The sequence below is a fragment of the Quyinboa mangrovi genome (assembly GCF_042219825.1).
Lineage (GTDB): Bacteria > Bacteroidota > Bacteroidia > Bacteroidales > UBA5342 > JBHJHP01.
Window position 1 is genome coordinate 19228 of the sequence record NZ_JBHJHQ010000009.1, and the last position, 19712, is coordinate 38939.

Consider the following 19712-nt stretch of genomic DNA (forward strand, 5'->3'; position numbering starts at 1 on the left):
TTGTAATGCAGTTTTTTTATGCCCTAAAACGGGTATCCTAAAGCAAGATTGAAAACCAGATTATTTTTATACCAGTTCCAGAATGAAAGATTTGATGAACGTGTCAACCAACGTTCACCTGAAGGCAAAGACGGATTTCTGAGCGGCATACCAATATCAAGCCGGAGAATTATAATTGATGCATCCAGACGGAGACCGAGACCTGCATCTACGGCGAGTTGAGATGGCACATTCCCTGCTTTAAACAGTCCACCGGGTTTATTGGTATTTTCGTGCAACAGCCACACATTACCTGCATCCATAAATACAGCACCTTTAAAAAAGCCTGCAATCGGGAAACGGTATTCCAGGCTGGTTTCAAGCTTCAAATCTCCGGATTGATCCGACAAAATATTGTTTACGGTAGTATCCCTGTATGATCCCGGACCAATCGAATGGTAGCGAAATCCTCTGAGGCTATTGGCGCCTCCTGCGAAAAACTGTCTGCTGTAAGGCAAAACACCGGAATTATTATAGGCATACCCCATACCACCATAAAGTCTGTAAACCAGTGATCCGTAACGTTTTAAATCGTAATAAAACCGTGTATCCAGTGTGGTTCTTGCAAACTGGGCATAATATACACCAAAAAATGTGTTGCCGGTTGTACTTTTTCCATCCAGCAGATTTAAGAGATTACCTGCAGTTTCCACATGTCCGCTGAAATATGTTGCAATTCTGCGTTTCGTAAACTGCTGATTATTATACGTGAACGTATACTGCCAGCTCAGGATGAATTGCTCAGCATAACTTTGCGTTACCAGCGGATCAGTTTCATATAACTTAATAAATGCATCTGATCGTTGGTAAATATTGGCATAATCCAGTGACAAAATTTTCAGACTGTGATGTTTTTCTGCAGTCTCCTGCCAGTTGTATGCCCAACCGGCATCAAGTGAATACATGGTAAAAACCTGTTCACGCCTCAAAAAGGAGTTATCGAGACTAAATGTTGTAGAGGAGGTATATTTATCAGCCAGGAACCTGTTGAGATCTACAAAAGGGAATACAAGTTTAGGGATCTCAAGCGATGATTCCAGTGAAAGATTAAGTGAATTAACTCCTTTCTGCTTACTAAACAACTGTGTTTCAAATCCCGCATTCAAACCAATCCCAAGCTTTTGTGCCCGGTGCAGAAAATTCTTATCCTTATAATCCAGACTTAATCCGGGGCCGCTCAGATCATTGGATTTTGTAGCAGCTTCCAGCGTAAGATCAAATGTTCTCGGCACATCCGTTGTCAATCTGATTTCAGGAATCAGAACCGGTGTTTTTGATATAGTATCTTCCCTGTAATTAATATTTATGTAACGGTAAACGTCTAATCCAACAAGTTTCCCGATTGTAGCATTATGCCTGTCCAAGCGAAACTGTTCTCCCGGACGTAATAATATACTTCGTTTCAGTACAGCAGGTTTTAATGCCGGCTCCTTTGCAATATAATGAATCCCTTCAAAATTCAGTGTATCTGAATCAGCTTGAGCGTTTTCATCTTCAACCGCATAAATATCACCAAGCGTAAAAATCCGGGTGGCTTTATCCGGCATAGAAGGCTTCAGATACAATATCAGATCAATGGTATGGTTCACCCTGCTGCTGTCCAGCTTATATCCAATATAATCCGGAATAAAGGCGTAATATCCTCTATTATTCAGATATAAACCAATCCGTGCCCGCTCCTCCTTTAGTAGATCCAGATCGTAATATTCTCCCTTCTTCAGCACCGTGTTAAAACGTGAATTCCGGATTTGGTTTGTGATCATATTGGTAGTATCCGGAAAGGTGACCGTATTGATCCGGTATCTAAAACCAGGATGTACTTCATATTCGACAGTGGTTTGCTGCTTAACCGTGACTGGATCGAATGAAGTCCTTGCATCAAAATATCCCTGACGCTTAAGTTCGTACTGCAGATTGTTTCTGGAACGCTCAGCCATATATGTTTTATAGACCACAGGTTCCTCTCCAATTTTATATTTGAGCCAATGTCTTATCCCCTTCGCCGGGACCGAATCACCTGCCACATGATAAAACCACATCCTTAAAGGAAATAATCCAGGTAATTTTCTGTTGGGCTCAGGAATGATCACTTCATCAAGATCATTCTTCAGGGAAAGATCCTCATAAAATTTGTCGTCCATCTTAAGTTTGGCACCGGTATACAGTGTTTCATCTTTACTGATATAGCGTGTCGGTTTACATCCCACCAATAAAACAAGTGTGAATGAAATCATAAATAGCCTGTGCACTATGTCTCTATTCCTGTTCATCACTTTTTTTCTGCACCATTTTCTTATTATCCCGTTTAAATAATTCCCTAAAATGGGAAAATGCCTTGCTTAACTTCAGGGCAACTCCGGTTTTGGTAACATCGCCAACCAGAACGTCTTCGTATTCTGATGATCGAAATGCCTGAACACTTACACTTCCATCTTTGGATATTTTATAATCTATTTTAAAATCACCTGCCAAACCACCCGATCCCGGAGGTCTGTTATTTTCATTCTCAACATTGATACTGCTTCCAACTTCAATGGTCAGTCTGTCGCTGAACAGGGACTTTGATGCACCGAATATCAGATCTGTGTTTCCGGAACCGGAACCGTTTAGGCCTGCACGGGATTCCACATCCAAAGTAAGATTTATACCTTTAATATAGTTCTGTGCAAACTGGTTGAAACTGTTGCTCAAAATATTACTCAAACCGTTTCTGGCAGTATTGTTTAACTGATACGCCACATCCGGACCGCCTACATTCTGATTCATGAACGATTTAAAGATCAGTAAAGATAAAACCTGCTTATTCACAGCAGATTCGTCATTATTGAGCCTGCTGAGTTTTTCTGAAACCAGCGCATCGGCTTTCCCGGGTGGTGTTTCAATATCGAAATTTATATCAGGAGATAATAAATCGCCCTTAAGGTTCATGACAACACTAAAAGGTATGGGGTTTCTGTACTGCGACAAACTCTGACTTCCGGCATTCAGTTCTGTTGCAACCAGACCGATCGGACTTGTATTCACATCGTAGGATGCAACCATGTTTACCGTTGGTTTATATACATTTCCAGTCCATAATAAATAACTCCCCTGCCGGATATTAAATGTTCTTTTGAAAACGCTGTACAGCAAAAGTGTATATTTCCCACTATTAATAGTGTATCTGCCACTTAACGATGGTTCCAGGTTGTCTCTAAGCCGCAATGAAAAATCTCCTTTCCCACTTACCTGCAACTGCTCTTTTGATACCGGATCAATAACAATGGTCAACGGAATATTATCCTGAAACGAAATATTGGCTGTTACATCAGGCATGATACCGGAATAATTCAGGCTCTGATCCGATACTTTTGTTACCATAGACGTATCTCTGTTGATAAACTCTGCAATATCCTGGTCTTCCTCCGGGTTAACCGACGATTCAGGGACTGTAAAATGAAGGTCCGAGCCGTTTTTTATGATTGTATTCAATTTCAATACCGGATGATCCAGATTACCGATAAGGTCAGCATCCATATCCGTGATAAGTGTACCGTGATACAAATCCTGTCCATTTTCTGCCACATTTACAAACATAAAATCAGATGCCTTAAACTTAAGATTAAAGGTTGTTTGATTATCAGGACGATATGCAACCGTTCCATTCAGCACAGCCTTGTGATTATTTTTGTCCCGCAGAGTTGTTTCTTTAAACTGTAATGTATTGTTCTGAACCGAAACCGCAGCATTATTCATGGTTAACGGAGAATTTAACATCACAGGATTAACCAGCAGGCTGTCAAATGTAAGCTTGCCGTTCAGCAAGGGTTCATCTGTTGATCCGGATAATTTCAGCTGACCTGACAGTTCTCCTTTTAACGTGTGAAACTTATTTTTGAGTAAAGGAGCAAAAGGAGACAATGTAAACCTGTTCAGATCTATGTCCATATCAAGATTAGTCTGTTCGCCAACATTATACTGCCCTTTTAATGTTGAGGTTAATCCGTTATTCTGCAAATCAATTTTAAAACTATACAGGTTCTCAGATTTCTGCTCAGCCTTTAAATCGAGTAGGCTGAAAACAGTATTCCCGAATAATGTAAGATCAGAAATGAGCAAATCTGAAGTAAAGGTGTTTTTATCGTCTTTCCTGCCGAATGTTGCATCACCGTTTATCAATGCTGAAGGAGCCGTTCCATCGTATTCAGCAAGAGACGCCAGTGTTTTGAGATTAAAGTTGGAAAAATGGATATTGGTGCTTTCTCTGCTTTCATCGGCATAACTGGCTATTTCAAGCGTATCTGAGCCGTGTGAAAGATTAAAATTCCGAAAATCTATCCTGTTATTACTGAAAAGAATTGCATTATCCGGCCTAATTCCCCATGCATTCCGGTTCAAAATAAGGCTGTCACTTAAAATGCTCAGGCGCATACCATCATCCTGTTCCGGTTTTGACATGACAGCCTGAACATAATAGTTAGAACCTTTCTTATCCCAAGGCAGGTCAAATGTGTTAAATAGCTGCATCCCTTTTCTAGAACCGGATAGTCTGGTTGTAGGTAAAGTAACAGCTTCAGAATGTATTTCCCTGAATCCGGTTCTGTAGTCAAAATTATCGTCATCAGCGCTTAAAGACAGATAAAATGAATCAACCGCAACTGATCCGTATTCCATATATGGCATCAAAAGTTTCGCATCCAAACCATCTTCCTGATTGTAAGACGCAAGAAAGGATGAGGGATTCAGCTGTTTTAAATCAGGGACCAGAAGCTGTGTATATACAGGATCTTCTTTTAGTGTCAGTTTAAAGTTAAATGTTTTTGCGTATGTTTTCTGAATCGTAGAAGTATCACCTGAAGCGAATAAAAATGGAACAACATTTTTAAATAATTCCGGTAAATCCAGAGGATTTAATGTTCCGTTATATTCAGCTTCGGCAAATGGAGAAATCAACACGATTTGGTTCGTATCCCCAACCAGGGCATTCAGCGAAAGTGAATCGGGATAATAAACTGTATTATTGCGGTTTACAATTAACTTATTCACGGACAAAGAACCAGTGAAATCATCCGGCAATTTTCCTGAAATATCTGCACTGAATTGACCGCTCAACCTCATATCTTCATCATATATTTTTAAAGCCTGAAGATCAACGTAATCTACATTCAGGGCAACTTTGATACTCGTCATACTGTCCTTTGCAAAGTACGACGCATTTGAACTGAGTCTTAATTCAGGATCATCCGAATTCAGGACTGCAAAAATGGTATCATTTTTTTGTTCGGCATTAATGGTAATATCTCTGTAAGAGTATCCGGAATAAGCCAATGAGTTGATCCGGACATGCCCGTTCAGTTGATTAACTCCGACCTGCGAAAATACGGTTTGCAAATCCGCGTTAGCTGATAATGCTCCAATTGTATCAGGATTATTTAATAGTTCTCCCAGCTGATAGCCTGGAATATCAAGCTTTACATCAACAGTGGCGGTATTTTTCAATGTGTCGCCTTTATACAACGTTTTCGCCAAAATCTCTCCCTGAACAGACTTAACTGATAAATCAGCCTTTAAATCTTGCAATGTCCCTTTTGCCTTTCCTGAAATCAAAATTGTATCCGGTAAAACGAGGTTTTCAGGTAACTCCATGCCTGCCAGATAGGATTTAAGGGCAGGATAATTCATCCACAATTTTTTTATATCTATATCCGCTTCTATTTTATCCGCATCCGGTAATCCTTTAACAAATCCTTTTAGTTTTAAGTCCGCCTTGTCTTTTACAAACAAATCGAACTGACTAATATCCAATGCTCCTGGGTTTCCCTGAACTACAGTATGCAAATTCAGCACGGTGTTACCATCTGTTAGTTTTGGGAAGGAATCTGAAAGTTCGGGCATGAAATAAGCTACATCATTCAGATTAATTCCGGCATTCTGATTAAAGCTTTCAATTTTTATGCTTTGCGGTTGATCCAATAATTCCTGAAGCGAATTATAGTTAAGCGCCAGTTTCCCTGAATATGAACTTGCAGGAGTACTTATTTCCAGCGGATCAATCTTCAGTGACGTTTCCTGAACCGAAAGTCCTGCAGTAAGGTTCTTTAATTGAAACCGTTTGTCTGAATGTAACGAAAGTTTGTTTAGATTTCCCTGTATACCTTTTTTATCCAGCTTAAAATTTTCAAGCGAGCCGGTGAAATCTGAAATGTGAATATGATTCGGATCAAAGCCTGAGGTAGTTATATCCGGGTTCGAATCCAGTGAAAAGACGTTATTTTCAAAATTCAGTTCATCAACCGTAATATTCCAGTCAGGAAAACTGAATATATTTTGCGAATCAGGTTCTGATCCCTCAACAATTACACTATCTCCCGGTGAGCCTGAATAAATCAACAATATACTGTTGGCTAATTCCAATGATTTTAATGCAATGATCTGACGACCTAAATCGAAGGTATTGTCCTTTGTTTCCAAATTTATCTTTTGCGCATCAATAACGGAACCTAAAGCATCTTCGTATTTAAAGGCGCAGTTTTTCAGCACACCTTTCCTCCGTAAATTCACGATCAGGCTCATTGGCCCGCTACTTTCGTCAGTCTCTGAACCTGAAATCCAGGTCTGAATTAATGCAGTTGTGTTAGTTAACTCAAAATCTTTAATGGTGTAAGCATTCTGTTGCAGATCAATTTCGTCCATATCTACCTCAAAGTGCCCAAGATTTACCTGCATTTTATTCTTCGAGACCGCGTCATCCATTAAAAAATGAATGTGATCCAAATCAACCGTTCCCACCGAAATCTTCATCGGTTTTGTTGTTGAACTTCCCTTTTGAGCAACAGTAGCGCTATTAAATGCAAAATTAAACAGCGAATCCTTTTCGTCCCGGATCAACCGTAAGCCTGAATTTTGAAGTTCTGCATTTTCAATAACGAGATGTTTTTTCAATAACGGCAACAACTTTACCGACACCGAAAGATAGTCCCCATAAGCCAGCGTGTCCTTATCGGTTCCCTGTACATAAAAATTCCTGACGGCTATTTGGGCGGGCGGCGTATAACGTATGGACCCAATGGAAATATCGGTCCCCAACTCTTTTTCTGCCTTGGCAACAACTTTTTGCTTAATGTAATTTCCAGTTGGAGGAATAATAAGAAGAGTGGTTATCAATAACAATAAAAACACCACCGTACTGATCAAAACGAGCAAGGTTTTGAACACAATTTTTAAAATACGGTGTCTCTTTTTTGCCATAGGATAAACTTAAACTACCAATTAACACACAAAAACGGTGCTGATTGGCAGTTTATCAAAGGTAGATAAATTAAAGAAAATCGGAGTGTCTATTCTTCGGTTTCTGATTCTTCCTTTCTGCTGTTCCTTACTTTATTAAATATCGTTATCAAAGCCATTTGTATAAGCTTCTTTCCATATTCCATCACGCTCTGTCGTGCAGATTCCACCAGGGTATATCTGATTCCTTTCAGAGAAGTTACAAACGCTTTCTCCTTCATTGTCACATCGTATTCCAGCATATACTTTACATACGACAGTTCCTGAAGTGAACGTATTCTGTGCAGCTTATGTTTCTCTAAGGTTTTCATTTCTCATCGTGGTCTTTAGGATTAAAAATTATGGAAGATAAATGCTTTACCAATGGATTGGAAAAAATCTGTCTGCGGAATACATAACCCAGAATAATAATCAGCAAATAAACACCACCGGAAATAAGGAAACCCACAGAGATGCTTCCGTGTACTTCGCCGTACCAGAACGAGAAGGCAAACGAAATCAGCATAAAAAACATTAACAGGGAGACCAGAACCAGGATGGTGGTAATGAAGTAAGTTCCGATACGGGTAAACTTTTCAAGCATTTCCACCTTCCACAAATTAATGCGGGCCTGAAGGTATCCCTGAATAATATCATTTAACTCCGAAATATTCTCTTTGAATGATTCCTTTTGCATGACTATTTCTTTTGAGCCGATGTTGCCTTTGCCTCAACTTCTTCTACTTTCTCCTCCGCTTTCTTTTTTACGTTTTTCTCAAGGTCGTTAAACCTGGTTTTGACCTCATCCACAAATTCAGAGACGTATGACTTTAAATCATCCATACTGTCACTCATGGTATCTTTCAGATCTTCGGAAGCTTTTTTCGCTTTTTTAGAAATTTTCTTCCGGGTTTTTTTCCCTTTGTCCGGAGCGAATAATATTCCGGCCAATGCACCGGATGCAGCTCCGGCTAAGAATCCTAATACTGCATTTGATGTTTTTGACATAACTTTATTTTTTTAATGGTTAAACATATTTTTACTCATTAATACTACCAAAAGCCTGCCATAATTATGTTTCCCGCATTTTCAGTCATTTTCACATATTGCTTTGGGGTTTTATTACCCAAACATCTGTAAAATCTGTGGAATTATGTCACATCAGTTCCAACCTCTTGTCGTTACAGTAAAGGGTTAAGGCATTAAGGCTCAGTTTTTGATTCTGAATTTTACAAACTAGATTTTATGAATATAAGTTCCGGTCAGGTATCAAATACCGCAAACATACTGATTGTATTTCTGGCGTCTGTTGCCATAATGCACTTAGGAAGAACCATACTTATTCCCCTTTTTCTGGGATTAATACTTGCTTTGCTGCTCTTACCAATCAATGATTTCTTCGAAAAAAAGCTACCACGATTAATATCCATCATTCTCACATTTGTTTCAATAGCTATAGTTCTGACCGGAATAATGTATTTTTTCGGATCCCAGTTTGTAAAACTTTATGATAATGTAAAGGATTTCGGTGCCAGCATAGACAAACTGCTGACCAGTTTCTTTCATCTGATTAACGACAATCTGTTCAGTGGTGAAATTAAGATAGAAGATTTGCTAAGTCAGGAAAATGGCAGCGTATTGCCAACATCCACCATAATACAAAAGACCATTAGTGTATCAAGTGGTTTTTTATCTGCAATTGCGTTAACGGTCGTCTTTTCCTTTCTTTATCTTCTGTATCGTTCTTCATTCAGGATTTTTCTGGTCGAAAAAACCGGATTCAGTGATAAAAAAGAAATTGCAAACATTATAATCAGGATCAAAAAAGTGATCCAGAAATACTTTTACGGAGTCTTCTTTGTTATGCTTATACTGGGTATTCTTAATGGTTTCGGTTTATGGATCATTGGACTGGATTACCCGTTCCTGTTCGGATTCTTCGCAGCTTTTCTGGCAATCATTCCTTATATAGGATCATTTATTGGTGGAGCACTGCCTTTCTTGTATGCTGTCCTCAATTTTGATTCTATCTGGCCTGCGGTGTGGGTCGTTGCATGGTACACGCTGGTTCAGGCATTCGAAGGCAACTTCCTTACGCCTAAGGTTGTTGGATCACAGGTTAGCCTGAATCCTCTTTTTGCCCTGATAGCTCTTATTCTGGGCGGAATTATCTGGGGAATAGCCGGAATGATTTTATTCATCCCCTTATTTGCCATTCTTAAAATAGTATTGGAGAACATTGAAGAATTAAAACCCTATAGTTTTATGCTGGGTAAAAAGTTTGGACATAACCAAAGTTAATATCTGTCACAAATTCTCATTTAACAAAATATCCTTCTCCTTTTCTACTACAGATGAAACACCCATTGCATTATTGGAGCTTACTTTTGTCAACAGCAATTCTAAAATTGGCAACATCCGTTTTAAACCACCGGTGTTGATGATAAATGTCCACAATCCTTCGAACTTCTTCCAACCGCCTGTATAAAAAAGATGCTTTAATTGATGTACTAATTCATCATGCGAAAAAGAGGCTTTGAAAATACTGTTCCATTTATAGAACTCTTTATATGCCCATCTGTAGCCCTGTTCCAATTCTTCGGCAGATAATGACTTTGATTGATATACTACATGGCGTGTATCATAAAGATCCCAGTCTTTGGTTATTATTCTGCCGGAATTCAGCATCGATTCATATAGTCTGGTCCCGGGATAAGGCGTAAGAATATGATATGTTGATGTGGTTATAGCATGTTCAACACCCCAATCCACCGTTCGCCTGAATACATCTTTATCATCACCGTCCAGACCAAAAACAAAACTCCCATTGATCATAATCCCCAGTTCATGTAATCTTGCCACAGCTCTTTCATAATCCATTTTCAGGTTATGACTTTTATTGCTTTGTTTTAAGTTCTCGGGTGAAAAAGTCTCAAATCCAACAAACAAACTTCGGAGCCCCGCTTCTGCAGCTTTTTCAATCAGATTGCCTTCCAGAATTGATTTGACGGTGGCTGCTCCCTGGAACACCCTGTTCATACCGCGTATTCCCTCAAAGAGCTCAGAGGCCAGCCTGGGGTTTCCAAATAAATGATCGTCGAGAAAGTATAAATGACGCCCTTTTAGACGAGATATTTCTGTAAGTATTTCATCTACCCTTTGGGTATAAAATGATTTACCGCCTTTAAAAAATGCATCTTTATAACAAAAATCACAATGGTGTGGACAACCTCTCGAAATAACCAACGAGTTGGGCACCAGGTATTTTCCCCGTTTTATCAGGTCTCTTCTTACCGGCGGCTGATTTTGAATGGTTCTTCCCTCTGTGGATGTATATCTTTTCCGGGCTTGTTTAAGTCTGAAATCGCGCAAAAATTCAGGAAAGGTTTGTTCTGCAGGGCCAAGAAAAATAGTATCGGCAAATTGTGAGGCTTCATCAGGCAAAGATGTTACATGTAAACCACCTAAAGCAACATATACACCTTTTGTTCTGTAATGTTGGGCAATCGCATATGCCCGTTTTGCATTGGTAATATAAACCTGTATCAAAACCAGATCCGGCAAATCATCCAGATACAGTTCTTCCACATGCTGATCCTGAAGTTCAATATCATCACTTTCATCAAAATAAGCGGCTAAAGTTGCTAATCCTAAAGGGGGAAATAACGAATACTTAATGGGTCTCCAAAACGCACTTCCGGCTTCTGTAAGAGAAGGTAAAATAAGTTTAACTTTCATATTAAAAGAAAATTCAGGCCAGAATGCTTACGCGTGTTTAAGTAACCTGCAAATTATCAATTTAGTATAAATCGGGTCAAACAATTAACATTTATTACTTTTTTTACATATGTATTTGTATGTGCATAGAGTGTAAAATATTTCACACACTAACAGGCGAATGTCCTTAAGTGTGCAATCAAGAAAATAGGCGAAATGTTTTTCAAAATTTGTTAATCTTTTCGATCCGTTTTTTCCATTTCGTTCAGGATCTCATCCACATCTGCTTCACCTGTGTAAAGCACAAGGGAATATTTCAACACCAAAGGTTTTCTTTTTTGCAATAACACAGGTTTTCTTCCCGGAAATACTGCATTCTGCATGCTCATTTTATCACGCAGGATCCATGTTTGAGGTCCGGGTTGATTTTCAGGGTTAGCATAAATAAAAATACCGCCCGGTGCTGTTCCGTCTTTTGCAAATGAACCTGTTATATTCATATAATATCCGGCTTCTATGGCTTCATTTTCCGGTTCAACTTTACCATTTGAAGAATAAAACTGCACATCGTCAGGCAATACAATCTGTGTTGAAAATCCACCATAACCTTTTACATCGTCGGAACCTCCAAGTTGTAAACTATCGACCAGTGGTGTCAGATGAATGATAAAATCAATTATCCTGTAATTCTCTTTTTGTGGATGAAATACGTAGCTTACCTTTTCTCTCAGGTATGGCCTTTTAGAATTTTTATAGTTAGGAGAGAGCCAGAATGCTTTCGTTCTCAGCCGTCCGTCACCATCCTTTAACGACCTGAATTTCACACGTTTTATATCCGTCTTAAAATCCTTAAGATCCCACGAATCGCTTACAGATTCTGAACCAATTAATATCTGATGCCATGCCCAGAATATTCCCCGGTGGTGCAAATGATCTTCAGGTGCGTTTTCAGTCATAACTGTTCCATCGGGTAAATAAACCGGATGAAGAAAGTCATTCCGCATAAGGGTTGGTGTTGGTCCTGTCAGGTCAAACTGGAAATACGCTACATTTTTACCCTCGTCCTTTACCAGGTATCCGCCATCTACCTTTTGCATTGCCATTTGCGAGAAAACTGGATTGAACACGAAAAACAGGAGTACTGTTACCGTAACGATATATTTTTGAATCATGATTATCAGTATTTAATGTTATCCAAAATGAAAATATCTCTTCAAATAATGTATTTATTACAGATGTTATCCGGCTGGGGTTCTGCCTACGCATTAAAAAGAAACAGGGTTAACAAAACGAGCGTTTTATCAACCCTGTAAGCATCATCAAATGTTTATATGAAGGATTAGATGTTATCCAATTTATCTCCGAACTCTTTCAGTTTGGTTTTCACATCAGCCATGAAATCCTTGAGTTCATCACCTGTTTTATCGCCAAACTCTGAAATTTCAGATCGGATATCTTTACTTTCTTTCTGAAGATCTTCGAGCGCTTCTTCAGTTTTTTCATTTATTTCTTCACCTGACTCTTCAGCCTTATCCCTGAATTTATCGACTTTATCATCGAAGTTATCCAGCGCCTCATTAACAGTCCGCTTCATATCATCCGGTTTATCATTTATCGCTTCTGCAATTTCTTCCTTTACGTCTTTTAATTCATCACGTAAATTAGCTATTGCATCCTGAGCTTCATCCTGCATCTGAGTCTGCTCTTTCTCCGAATCCTTTTTCTTGTTTTGCATATTACACCCGGCTATAAAAAACAGTGCCAGGGTTGAAAATAATATTACTCGTAAATTTTTCATAATTATAATTTTGTGATTAATACTTGTCATAATTCTCACTCTGAACTTTTATTACTATAAATTATTGATTTCTTCAATCAGTTCTTCTTTCGATTTACCAATACGTTTTTGTAAACGACCAAGAAGCTGATCTTCCTTACCTTCAACATAGGCAAGATCGTCGTTAGTTAAGTCTCCATACTTTTCTTTCAAATAACCTTTTACCTGGTTCCAGTTTCCTTTTATTTCAAACTTATTCATAACTATCTTTTTATGTGTTTTGTATTTTATAATGAAAATCCTGTGCCACAAAATTCATTACAGACTTCAAGCCTTTATTTATACGTACACGCACACGTTCGGACTAAATATAAATCTTTATTATCACGTATTATTCGGGCATAAATTCCACAAAAAAGTGTGGAACATAGTTACAAAATCAGATACTCAAAACCGGATCTGTGAAACTGACTTTGTTTAATTGAACCAAAACATTTAGTTAATTCACTCATTCAAAACTTCCGTATTCAAAAATATATCAGCTTGTTACCATCAAAACCTTCCCTTTAATAATTGTAATGCCCTGAAACATATACAGGAAATTAAACAATGGTATGCACCTTGTTGTATAAGTATTAAATCAATTTTCATGGTGAAAAATAGTTAAGATGAAAATTCCACTTGATGATGTAATACTGGAGAAGTTATTGACGACTGAGTCGCACAACGAGGAATATAAGAATATTGCAAATTTGCTGAATTTAATTCCTTCTGTCATTCTTATTGTTGATCCTGAAGGTAAAATCGTTTTTGTCAATGATGCTGCATGTAAGGTTCTTGGATCAGACTGCAAAGTCCTTGCCGGTAAGAGTTTTGAAAAATTTATTGTACCAGGTGACAAGAACACTTATAACCAGCTACTTAAAACCATAGAGAATTCGGGTACCATTCCTGAAACATTTATCCTGAAAATTTATTCTTCCGAAGAGGACATCGTTACTCTTAGCTGTAATAACACCTTAATAAAATCAGAAAATGACGATTATGGATTGCTGATTTCAGCCACCGATATTTCCCAGCTGATGCATCATTATCAGGTGCTTGAACTCAAGCTTCGAAAAACAATTGATGAAGCTGAAAATGCCAATAAAATAAAAAGTGAATTTCTGGCCAATATCAGCCATGAGATAAGAACACCATTAAATGCAATAATTGGCTTCTCTGAACAATTGAGCCAGACCGAATTACAGGATCAGCAGGAAGAATTTGTCAAGGTCATATCCAAATCATCAGAACATTTGCTCTACCTGGTAAACGACATACTTATCTTATCAAAGATTGAGGCTAATGCTATAAAATTCGACGTATCTCCATTTAAAGTTGAATCGGTAATAACATACATTTACAACACTCTTAAAATAAAAGCAGAACAAAAGGATCTGATCTTCACTTACGACATTGACCCCCGACTGAATATGGTTATAAAAGGCGATCCCTTCCGCTTGCGGCAAATCATTATTAACCTGGTAAATAATGCTATAAAATTTACGCACAATGGTTATGTGGAAATGAAATGCTTTATGATTTCGGATCAGGATGATGAAGTAAAAATCAGGTTCGATGTTATGGATACAGGTATTGGTATCAGCACCGATAAAATGGCTACAATTTTTGATCAGTTTCGTCAGGCTGACTCACGGATCACCAAACGTTACGGAGGGACAGGACTTGGGCTTACTATTTGCAAAAACCTGATCGAAAAACAAAACGGAAGCCTGACCGTAAAAAGTGAAGAAGGAATGGGAACCCGGTTCAGCTTTGTATTACCTTTCAAAAAGGGTAAGGAACATGAATTATCGGACGACACCATAGAGAATTTTGATTTTATGGAATTGTCTGACAAACATATTTTATTGGTGGATGATGACAGTGTCAACAGGTTACTGGGGAAAACGATTCTTGAAAAATTAAAATGCAGCTACGAACTGGCGGGCAATGGAGAAGAAGCCATAAAAATGCTAAACGAAAATAGCTTTGATGTGGTGTTGCTCGACATCCATATGCCGGATATCAGTGGCCTGGATGTGGCAAAATATGTACGTAAAGAACTTAATAATAAGAACATTAAACTCATTGCGGTTACTGCTGATGTATTTAATGAGGACATTAAAAATTATTATTCTGCCGGTATTGACGGTTACTTAATAAAACCTTACCGTGAACTTGAGTTGTACAATGTGCTACGTAAAGTATTAAAACTTAAACCGGTTAAGAATTCTAAAAGTGCTGAAAAAGTAATCGTTACATCTGCAAAGACCCAATTGTATAACCTAAGGCAACTGAAAGATATTGCCGAAGGTAATAACGAATTTATTGTAAATATGATCCTAACCTTTATCACGAATTCAGAGACTGCCATTAAGGAGTTCCGGGAATATCTGGAACGTGATAAATGGAATTCCATCAAAGAAACGGCCCATCGGCTGCTTCCTTCCTACCGCCATCTTGAAGCATATGCTATAATTGACATGCTGACTGACATTAAAAACCTCACATCCAGTCAGTTTGGAAAAGACAAATCCTCTGAACTTGTTGAAAGTGTGACTTCAAAAATGAGAGAAGTTATCGAGAAATTAAGAAAAGAAGCAGACTCAATAAAATAAAAGCATATTATGGTATTTGCTTCTGTTGATGCTATATCAGAAATATCTCTTTTAAAACTGTAAACCAACATATACCTGAATTACACGGTTTTTTGAATCTTTTAATAACGTTTCAGCCAAATCGTCGTCCTGCTTTGCCACAGGATTAATACCGATTTTGTAATCTACACCGGCAAATACCGGAGCAAAGTTCAATTCCAGTCCGGCAACAACACCGTAATCCACTTTGTTAAAATACTTCTCATCCAGATCGTCACTACTGGTGACATTAATCGAATTAAGAATTTCGGCTGTTGTTTCCGATTTGGCATTCAGTAAAATTGCAGCATAGGGGCCCAAATTAAAATGCAGGTTATCGGTAACAGCATAAGACAGTAATACCGGAATATCAATATAATCAAGTCTGAAGTCGGTCTGTCCATTCGAAAGTTCCAAATTCGCAAACGTATTTTTGAATTCAGCCTTAGAACCAAAGGTTGAAAACAAGACTTCCGGCTGAACCGAAAAGTTACTGACAAGAGGAATTAAGTAAGAAAAACCTGCCATATATCCGGCTTTATAACTGTTATCCGAATTATCAGTATTTAATGTGGATAAATTCAGACCTCCCTTTATTCTGAATGCTTCATTTTGTGCGCTAACAATAGAGCTGGTTAATGGTAACAACACTACAAGTGTTAAAAGTTTGAAATATTTTCGCATAATTCTATCGTTTAAAATTTACTTTTAACTTACCTGCCAATAGTGTACCATAACACAGGATCTTCGGCAAATGTCTCTCAACGTCCTTATATATAGCACTTCAGAAATTTTCAATATAATTTCACCTGTTTATTAAATCCACAATAAGTAGGAAATATCTACAGCATTAACCACCATTAACACATTGAACCAATGCATTTCGTGCATGTTTTATAAGTAAGTTAAGAACATCATCGTTCCCTCAATACATGAAATGTTTTATATGAAAAACCCGATACTAATCATAGACGACGACACATATATCAGTGATCTTCTGGTAAGGTATTTAAATCAGAAAGGTTATGCCGCCACAGGAACATATTCAGGTGAGCAGGGGAAAAAACTGATTCTTCAAAACACGTATGATGTTATTTTATGCGATTATCGTCTTCCTGATACGAACGGAGAGGAAATGCTTGCTTTCGTCAAACAGAACAAAGCAGGCACTCCTATTATTATAATGACGGCATATCAGGAAATTAAAACCGCCGTAAAACTTATTAAGAACGGCGCATATGATTATGTGACCAAGCCGGTCCTTCCTGATCAGATACTCCATTTGGTTTCAGGTGCCTGTGCTACAGTTAAACATGATCCTTCTGTGGAATTTTCATCAGGATTTATAACCGGACAAAGCAATAAAATAAAAAAAGTTTTATCCTATTGCGAGATCGTTGCTCCAACAGATGTGATGGTTATACTACAGGGCGAAACCGGTTCCGGAAAAGAATACATTGCAAGAGCCATACATAATTTAAGTGAACGAAAGAATAAACCGTTTGTAGCGGTAGACTGTGGGGCACTTCCTAAAGAGCTTGCAAACAGTGAACTTTTTGGTCATGTAAAAGGATCATTTACCGGAGCAATTAATGACAAAAAGGGGTACTTTGAACAGGCTAAAGGTGGAACCTTATTTCTGGACGAGGTAGGAAACCTGACCTATGAAAATCAGGTGAAATTATTGAGAGCCCTTCAGGAAAAAGTTATATACCGCGTAGGAGGAAATAAACCCATAAAAACAGATGTTCGTATAATTACAGCCACAAATGAGGACCTGGCTGAAATGGTAAAACGCAATGAATTCCGCGAAGATCTTTATCATCGGTTAAATGGCTTTAAAATCAAGATTCCACCATTGCGCAAACGCATCGAAGACATTCCCGAATTTGTTAATTATTTTATCCTTAAAGCCAATAAATCTTTCAACAAATCTGTAAAGAAGCTAAGTGATGAAGTAAATGACATTTTTATGAATTACAGGTGGGACGGAAACATCAGGGAGTTACGCAATGTGATTAACCGGTCCGTTTTACTAACCAGTGGCGACGAGATTACAACGGATGTATTACCTGAAGAGTTTACTGTAAAAGAAGAAAATAAAGGCCTTGATATTCAATCCGCAATACTTACTCAGGATGGCATACCAGACCTTCGCGAAGTAACTTCTCTAACCGAAAAAGAATTAATATTAAATGCTCTGGATGAGGCTAAATATAATAAATCAAAGGCCGCTAAAATGCTGAATATTGACCGTAAAACGCTGTACAATAAATTAAAAACCTACAACATTGATGTAGCACGGCAATAAACTTATTTCAGCGTAAGATCTTTGATACAGATATTCTCATCTGAAAGAATAAATTTTTCCTCCGCATTCAGGATGGTTTGTCTGAGCTTTTTATAAGCTGACTGTCTTAGCGGTAGAAAATTAGTGCTCCCCAGATTATCCATCTTAAACCGAACATACTGAATAGTTATTATATCGATATCAACCGCCGGCTGGTACGCAGTATCATCAATTGTATTTACTTCAGAAATGATCCCTGCCCTTTGCAGGTCACTCATAATTTTACGCACCAGTCTTACCGGAATATTTTCGGCATCGGCAATTTCACTGGCTTTCAGAGGTTGTTCTCCCTCTTTAAACCGCTCTATGATAAGATAGAGAATATAAAACAGGATCGTATTTCTGTATGCTATACTAATATCCTTAATATCACTGTCGTATAAGAAGTTTTTATTATTCTGGATCGCAAAAGAAAATTCCGCACCGTATAATACCAGAACCCAACCCAACTGCAGAAACATCAGGAATAGCGGTAGTGCGGCAAACGTTCCGTAAACCGCATTGATTCGCGAGAGATAAACCTGCCCGTTAATATAACCATACTGCAGAAACTGGAATAAAATACCAACAAGAATTCCTGCGATCAAAGCCGGAACTACTTTAACCTTGGTATTTGGGATCACGATATAAAAAAGGAAAAATACCAGGCTGTAAAGCACATAAGGTGCAACGGTTGCAAAGACTAAAGTTACCGGTCCAATTGCAAAATCAAGTCCCAAAATACTGAACAGCTCCTCTATTCTGGTTGTAACAAACACATTGGCTCCTGCCGAAAATATAATGATCACCGGCGCCAGAATCATAAAGCCAAAATAGTCTGTGTATTTTCGCAAAATCGATCGCGGCTTTCGAATCTGCCAGATATCATTAAAGGTATTTTCAATATGGCTCAGCATATTTATAACTGACCAAAACAGTATAATCAGCCCAATTCCAAGAATAAAGCCTTCCTGTGTTTTATCGAGATATTTATACGCAAATCCAAGTATTTTTTCGGCCACATTAGTCTTTCGGGTTTGCTGAACAGAATCCGGGTACATGGCTGTATCAGCTGCATTCTGAACAACCGACAGAGAATCGGATGTGATAACAATGGTCTGATCACTAAAATTTTTAATGATTTGTTCCTCAATATAATTCTGAAAGCCAAACCCTCTGGCAATTCCAAGCAATAACGCCAGAATAGGCACTACAGCCCATAACGAATAATAGGTAAGTGCAGATGCACGAAGTTGTACCTTGTCTTCAAGAAACCCTCGTATGGACAAGGCCAAAACTCTGAACGGTTTCATCAGATATCGTTTCCATGTGGAAAGTTCCTTTTCAGGTATCCTCCAGATGTCCTGAGTGACAAACCTTATCAGGTCATTTAATTTACTCATAACAGATAGATTAAAAAGCAGCAGGCCTGTAAGCCGGGTTCTGTATCCCGAAATACATCGGGATGCCTGTCATTTATCTGAGCGACCTACCCCTCCCGTCTTCCGAAGAATAAAGCGGGCAGCTTTACGCGGGATATACATGGTCTTGCAACCCGTAAGATGTACAGCTATCTGTGTCGCCACAAATACTGGTGGGCTCTTACCCCACCTTTTCACCCTTATCCCGATATACATCGGGACGGTTATTTTCTGTTACATTACTATGCCTTCACAAACATCTTCGCTTTCCGAAGTACGGCGCCCTGTGTTGCCCGGACTTTCCTCCCCGCCAAAGGTGGAGCGACAGACCGGCCTGCTGGTGCTGCAAAGGTACAAAAATATATATTCGAAGAGTTTACCGGTTAAAATGAATTAAATTAAACACTTATATGCTATTTTATGCTGATCCAAAACAAAAAACCGCCCATGGTTTGGCGTTGCATCCAGGCTCGTCATAATTAATCAAAGCTTTAATTTTTTCG

14 protein-coding genes and 1 other RNA gene are annotated in these 19712 nt (G+C 38.4%); 3 read left to right on the forward strand and 12 right to left on the reverse strand.

Annotated features, from left to right (window positions below):
- Positions 1-23 precede the first annotated feature (23 nt).
- From tamL to ACE1ET_RS17755, 5 genes are all read right to left on the reverse strand, one after another.
- Positions 24-2309 carry a translocation and assembly module lipoprotein TamL gene (tamL, locus tag ACE1ET_RS17735; RefSeq protein WP_375729768.1) on the reverse strand — a complete coding sequence of 762 codons (2286 nt, stop codon included), beginning with the start codon at positions 2307-2309 and terminating at the stop codon, positions 24-26.
- Positions 2296-7266, reverse strand: coding sequence for a translocation/assembly module TamB domain-containing protein (locus ACE1ET_RS17740; protein ID WP_375729769.1), 4971 nt, complete (start codon positions 7264-7266; stop codon positions 2296-2298). Before ACE1ET_RS17740 ends, tamL begins: the two co-directional genes overlap by 14 nt.
- Positions 7267-7355: 89 nt before the next feature.
- Positions 7356-7616, reverse strand: coding sequence for a hypothetical protein (locus ACE1ET_RS17745; RefSeq protein ID WP_375729770.1), 261 nt, complete (start codon positions 7614-7616; stop codon positions 7356-7358).
- Positions 7613-7981 carry a phage holin family protein gene (locus ACE1ET_RS17750; protein WP_375729771.1) on the reverse strand — a complete coding sequence of 123 codons (369 nt, stop codon included), beginning with the start codon at positions 7979-7981 and terminating at the stop codon, positions 7613-7615. Before ACE1ET_RS17750 ends, ACE1ET_RS17745 begins: the two co-directional genes overlap by 4 nt.
- Before the next feature lie 2 nt (positions 7982-7983).
- The gene (locus tag ACE1ET_RS17755) at positions 7984-8292 is read right to left on the reverse strand and encodes a YtxH domain-containing protein (RefSeq protein ID WP_375729772.1); all 309 of its coding nucleotides are present in this window, start codon (positions 8290-8292) and stop codon (positions 7984-7986) included.
- Between the two features lie 237 nt (positions 8293-8529).
- Between ACE1ET_RS17755 and ACE1ET_RS17760 the strand changes: the two genes are divergently transcribed.
- Positions 8530-9585, forward strand: coding sequence for an AI-2E family transporter (locus ACE1ET_RS17760; RefSeq protein ID WP_375729773.1), 1056 nt, complete (start codon positions 8530-8532; stop codon positions 9583-9585).
- 6 nt (positions 9586-9591) lie between these two features.
- Here ACE1ET_RS17760 and ACE1ET_RS17765 read toward each other — a convergent pair whose 3' ends face one another.
- From ACE1ET_RS17765 to ACE1ET_RS17780, 4 genes are all read right to left on the reverse strand, one after another.
- A complete protein-coding gene (locus ACE1ET_RS17765; protein WP_375729774.1) occupies positions 9592-11022 on the reverse strand; it encodes a B12-binding domain-containing radical SAM protein in 1431 nt (476 codons plus the stop codon).
- 212 nt (positions 11023-11234) lie between these two features.
- A complete protein-coding gene (locus ACE1ET_RS17770) occupies positions 11235-12173 on the reverse strand; it encodes a DUF6807 family protein (RefSeq protein WP_375729775.1) in 939 nt (312 codons plus the stop codon).
- Between the two features lie 167 nt (positions 12174-12340).
- Complete coding sequence (locus ACE1ET_RS17775) at positions 12341-12799, reverse strand: hypothetical protein (protein ID WP_375729776.1); 459 nt, start codon at positions 12797-12799, stop codon at positions 12341-12343.
- 54 nt (positions 12800-12853) lie between these two features.
- The gene (locus ACE1ET_RS17780) at positions 12854-13039 is read right to left on the reverse strand and encodes a CsbD family protein (RefSeq protein WP_375729777.1); all 186 of its coding nucleotides are present in this window, start codon (positions 13037-13039) and stop codon (positions 12854-12856) included.
- Positions 13040-13446: 407 nt separating this feature from the next.
- Here ACE1ET_RS17780 and ACE1ET_RS17785 point away from each other — a divergent pair, with 407 nt between their 5' ends.
- Positions 13447-15441 carry an ATP-binding protein gene (locus ACE1ET_RS17785; RefSeq protein WP_375729778.1) on the forward strand — a complete coding sequence of 665 codons (1995 nt, stop codon included), beginning with the start codon at positions 13447-13449 and terminating at the stop codon, positions 15439-15441.
- Between the two features lie 51 nt (positions 15442-15492).
- On the opposite strand, the gene ACE1ET_RS17790 is transcribed toward ACE1ET_RS17785, so the two are convergent.
- Entirely contained in the window at positions 15493-16143 is a 651-nt protein-coding gene (locus ACE1ET_RS17790; protein WP_375729779.1) for a porin family protein, read from the reverse strand.
- Between the two features lie 262 nt (positions 16144-16405).
- Here ACE1ET_RS17790 and ACE1ET_RS17795 point away from each other — a divergent pair, with 262 nt between their 5' ends.
- Positions 16406-17770 carry a sigma-54-dependent transcriptional regulator gene (locus ACE1ET_RS17795; RefSeq protein WP_375729780.1) on the forward strand — a complete coding sequence of 455 codons (1365 nt, stop codon included), beginning with the start codon at positions 16406-16408 and terminating at the stop codon, positions 17768-17770.
- Positions 17771-17772: 2 nt separating this feature from the next.
- On the opposite strand, the gene ACE1ET_RS17800 is transcribed toward ACE1ET_RS17795, so the two are convergent.
- A complete protein-coding gene (locus ACE1ET_RS17800) occupies positions 17773-19191 on the reverse strand; it encodes a YhjD/YihY/BrkB family envelope integrity protein (protein ID WP_375729781.1) in 1419 nt (472 codons plus the stop codon).
- A 13-nt stretch (positions 19192-19204) separates the two neighbouring features.
- An RNA gene (gene rnpB, locus ACE1ET_RS17805) (RNase P RNA component class A) lies at positions 19205-19550 on the reverse strand.
- Positions 19551-19712 lie beyond the last annotated feature (162 nt).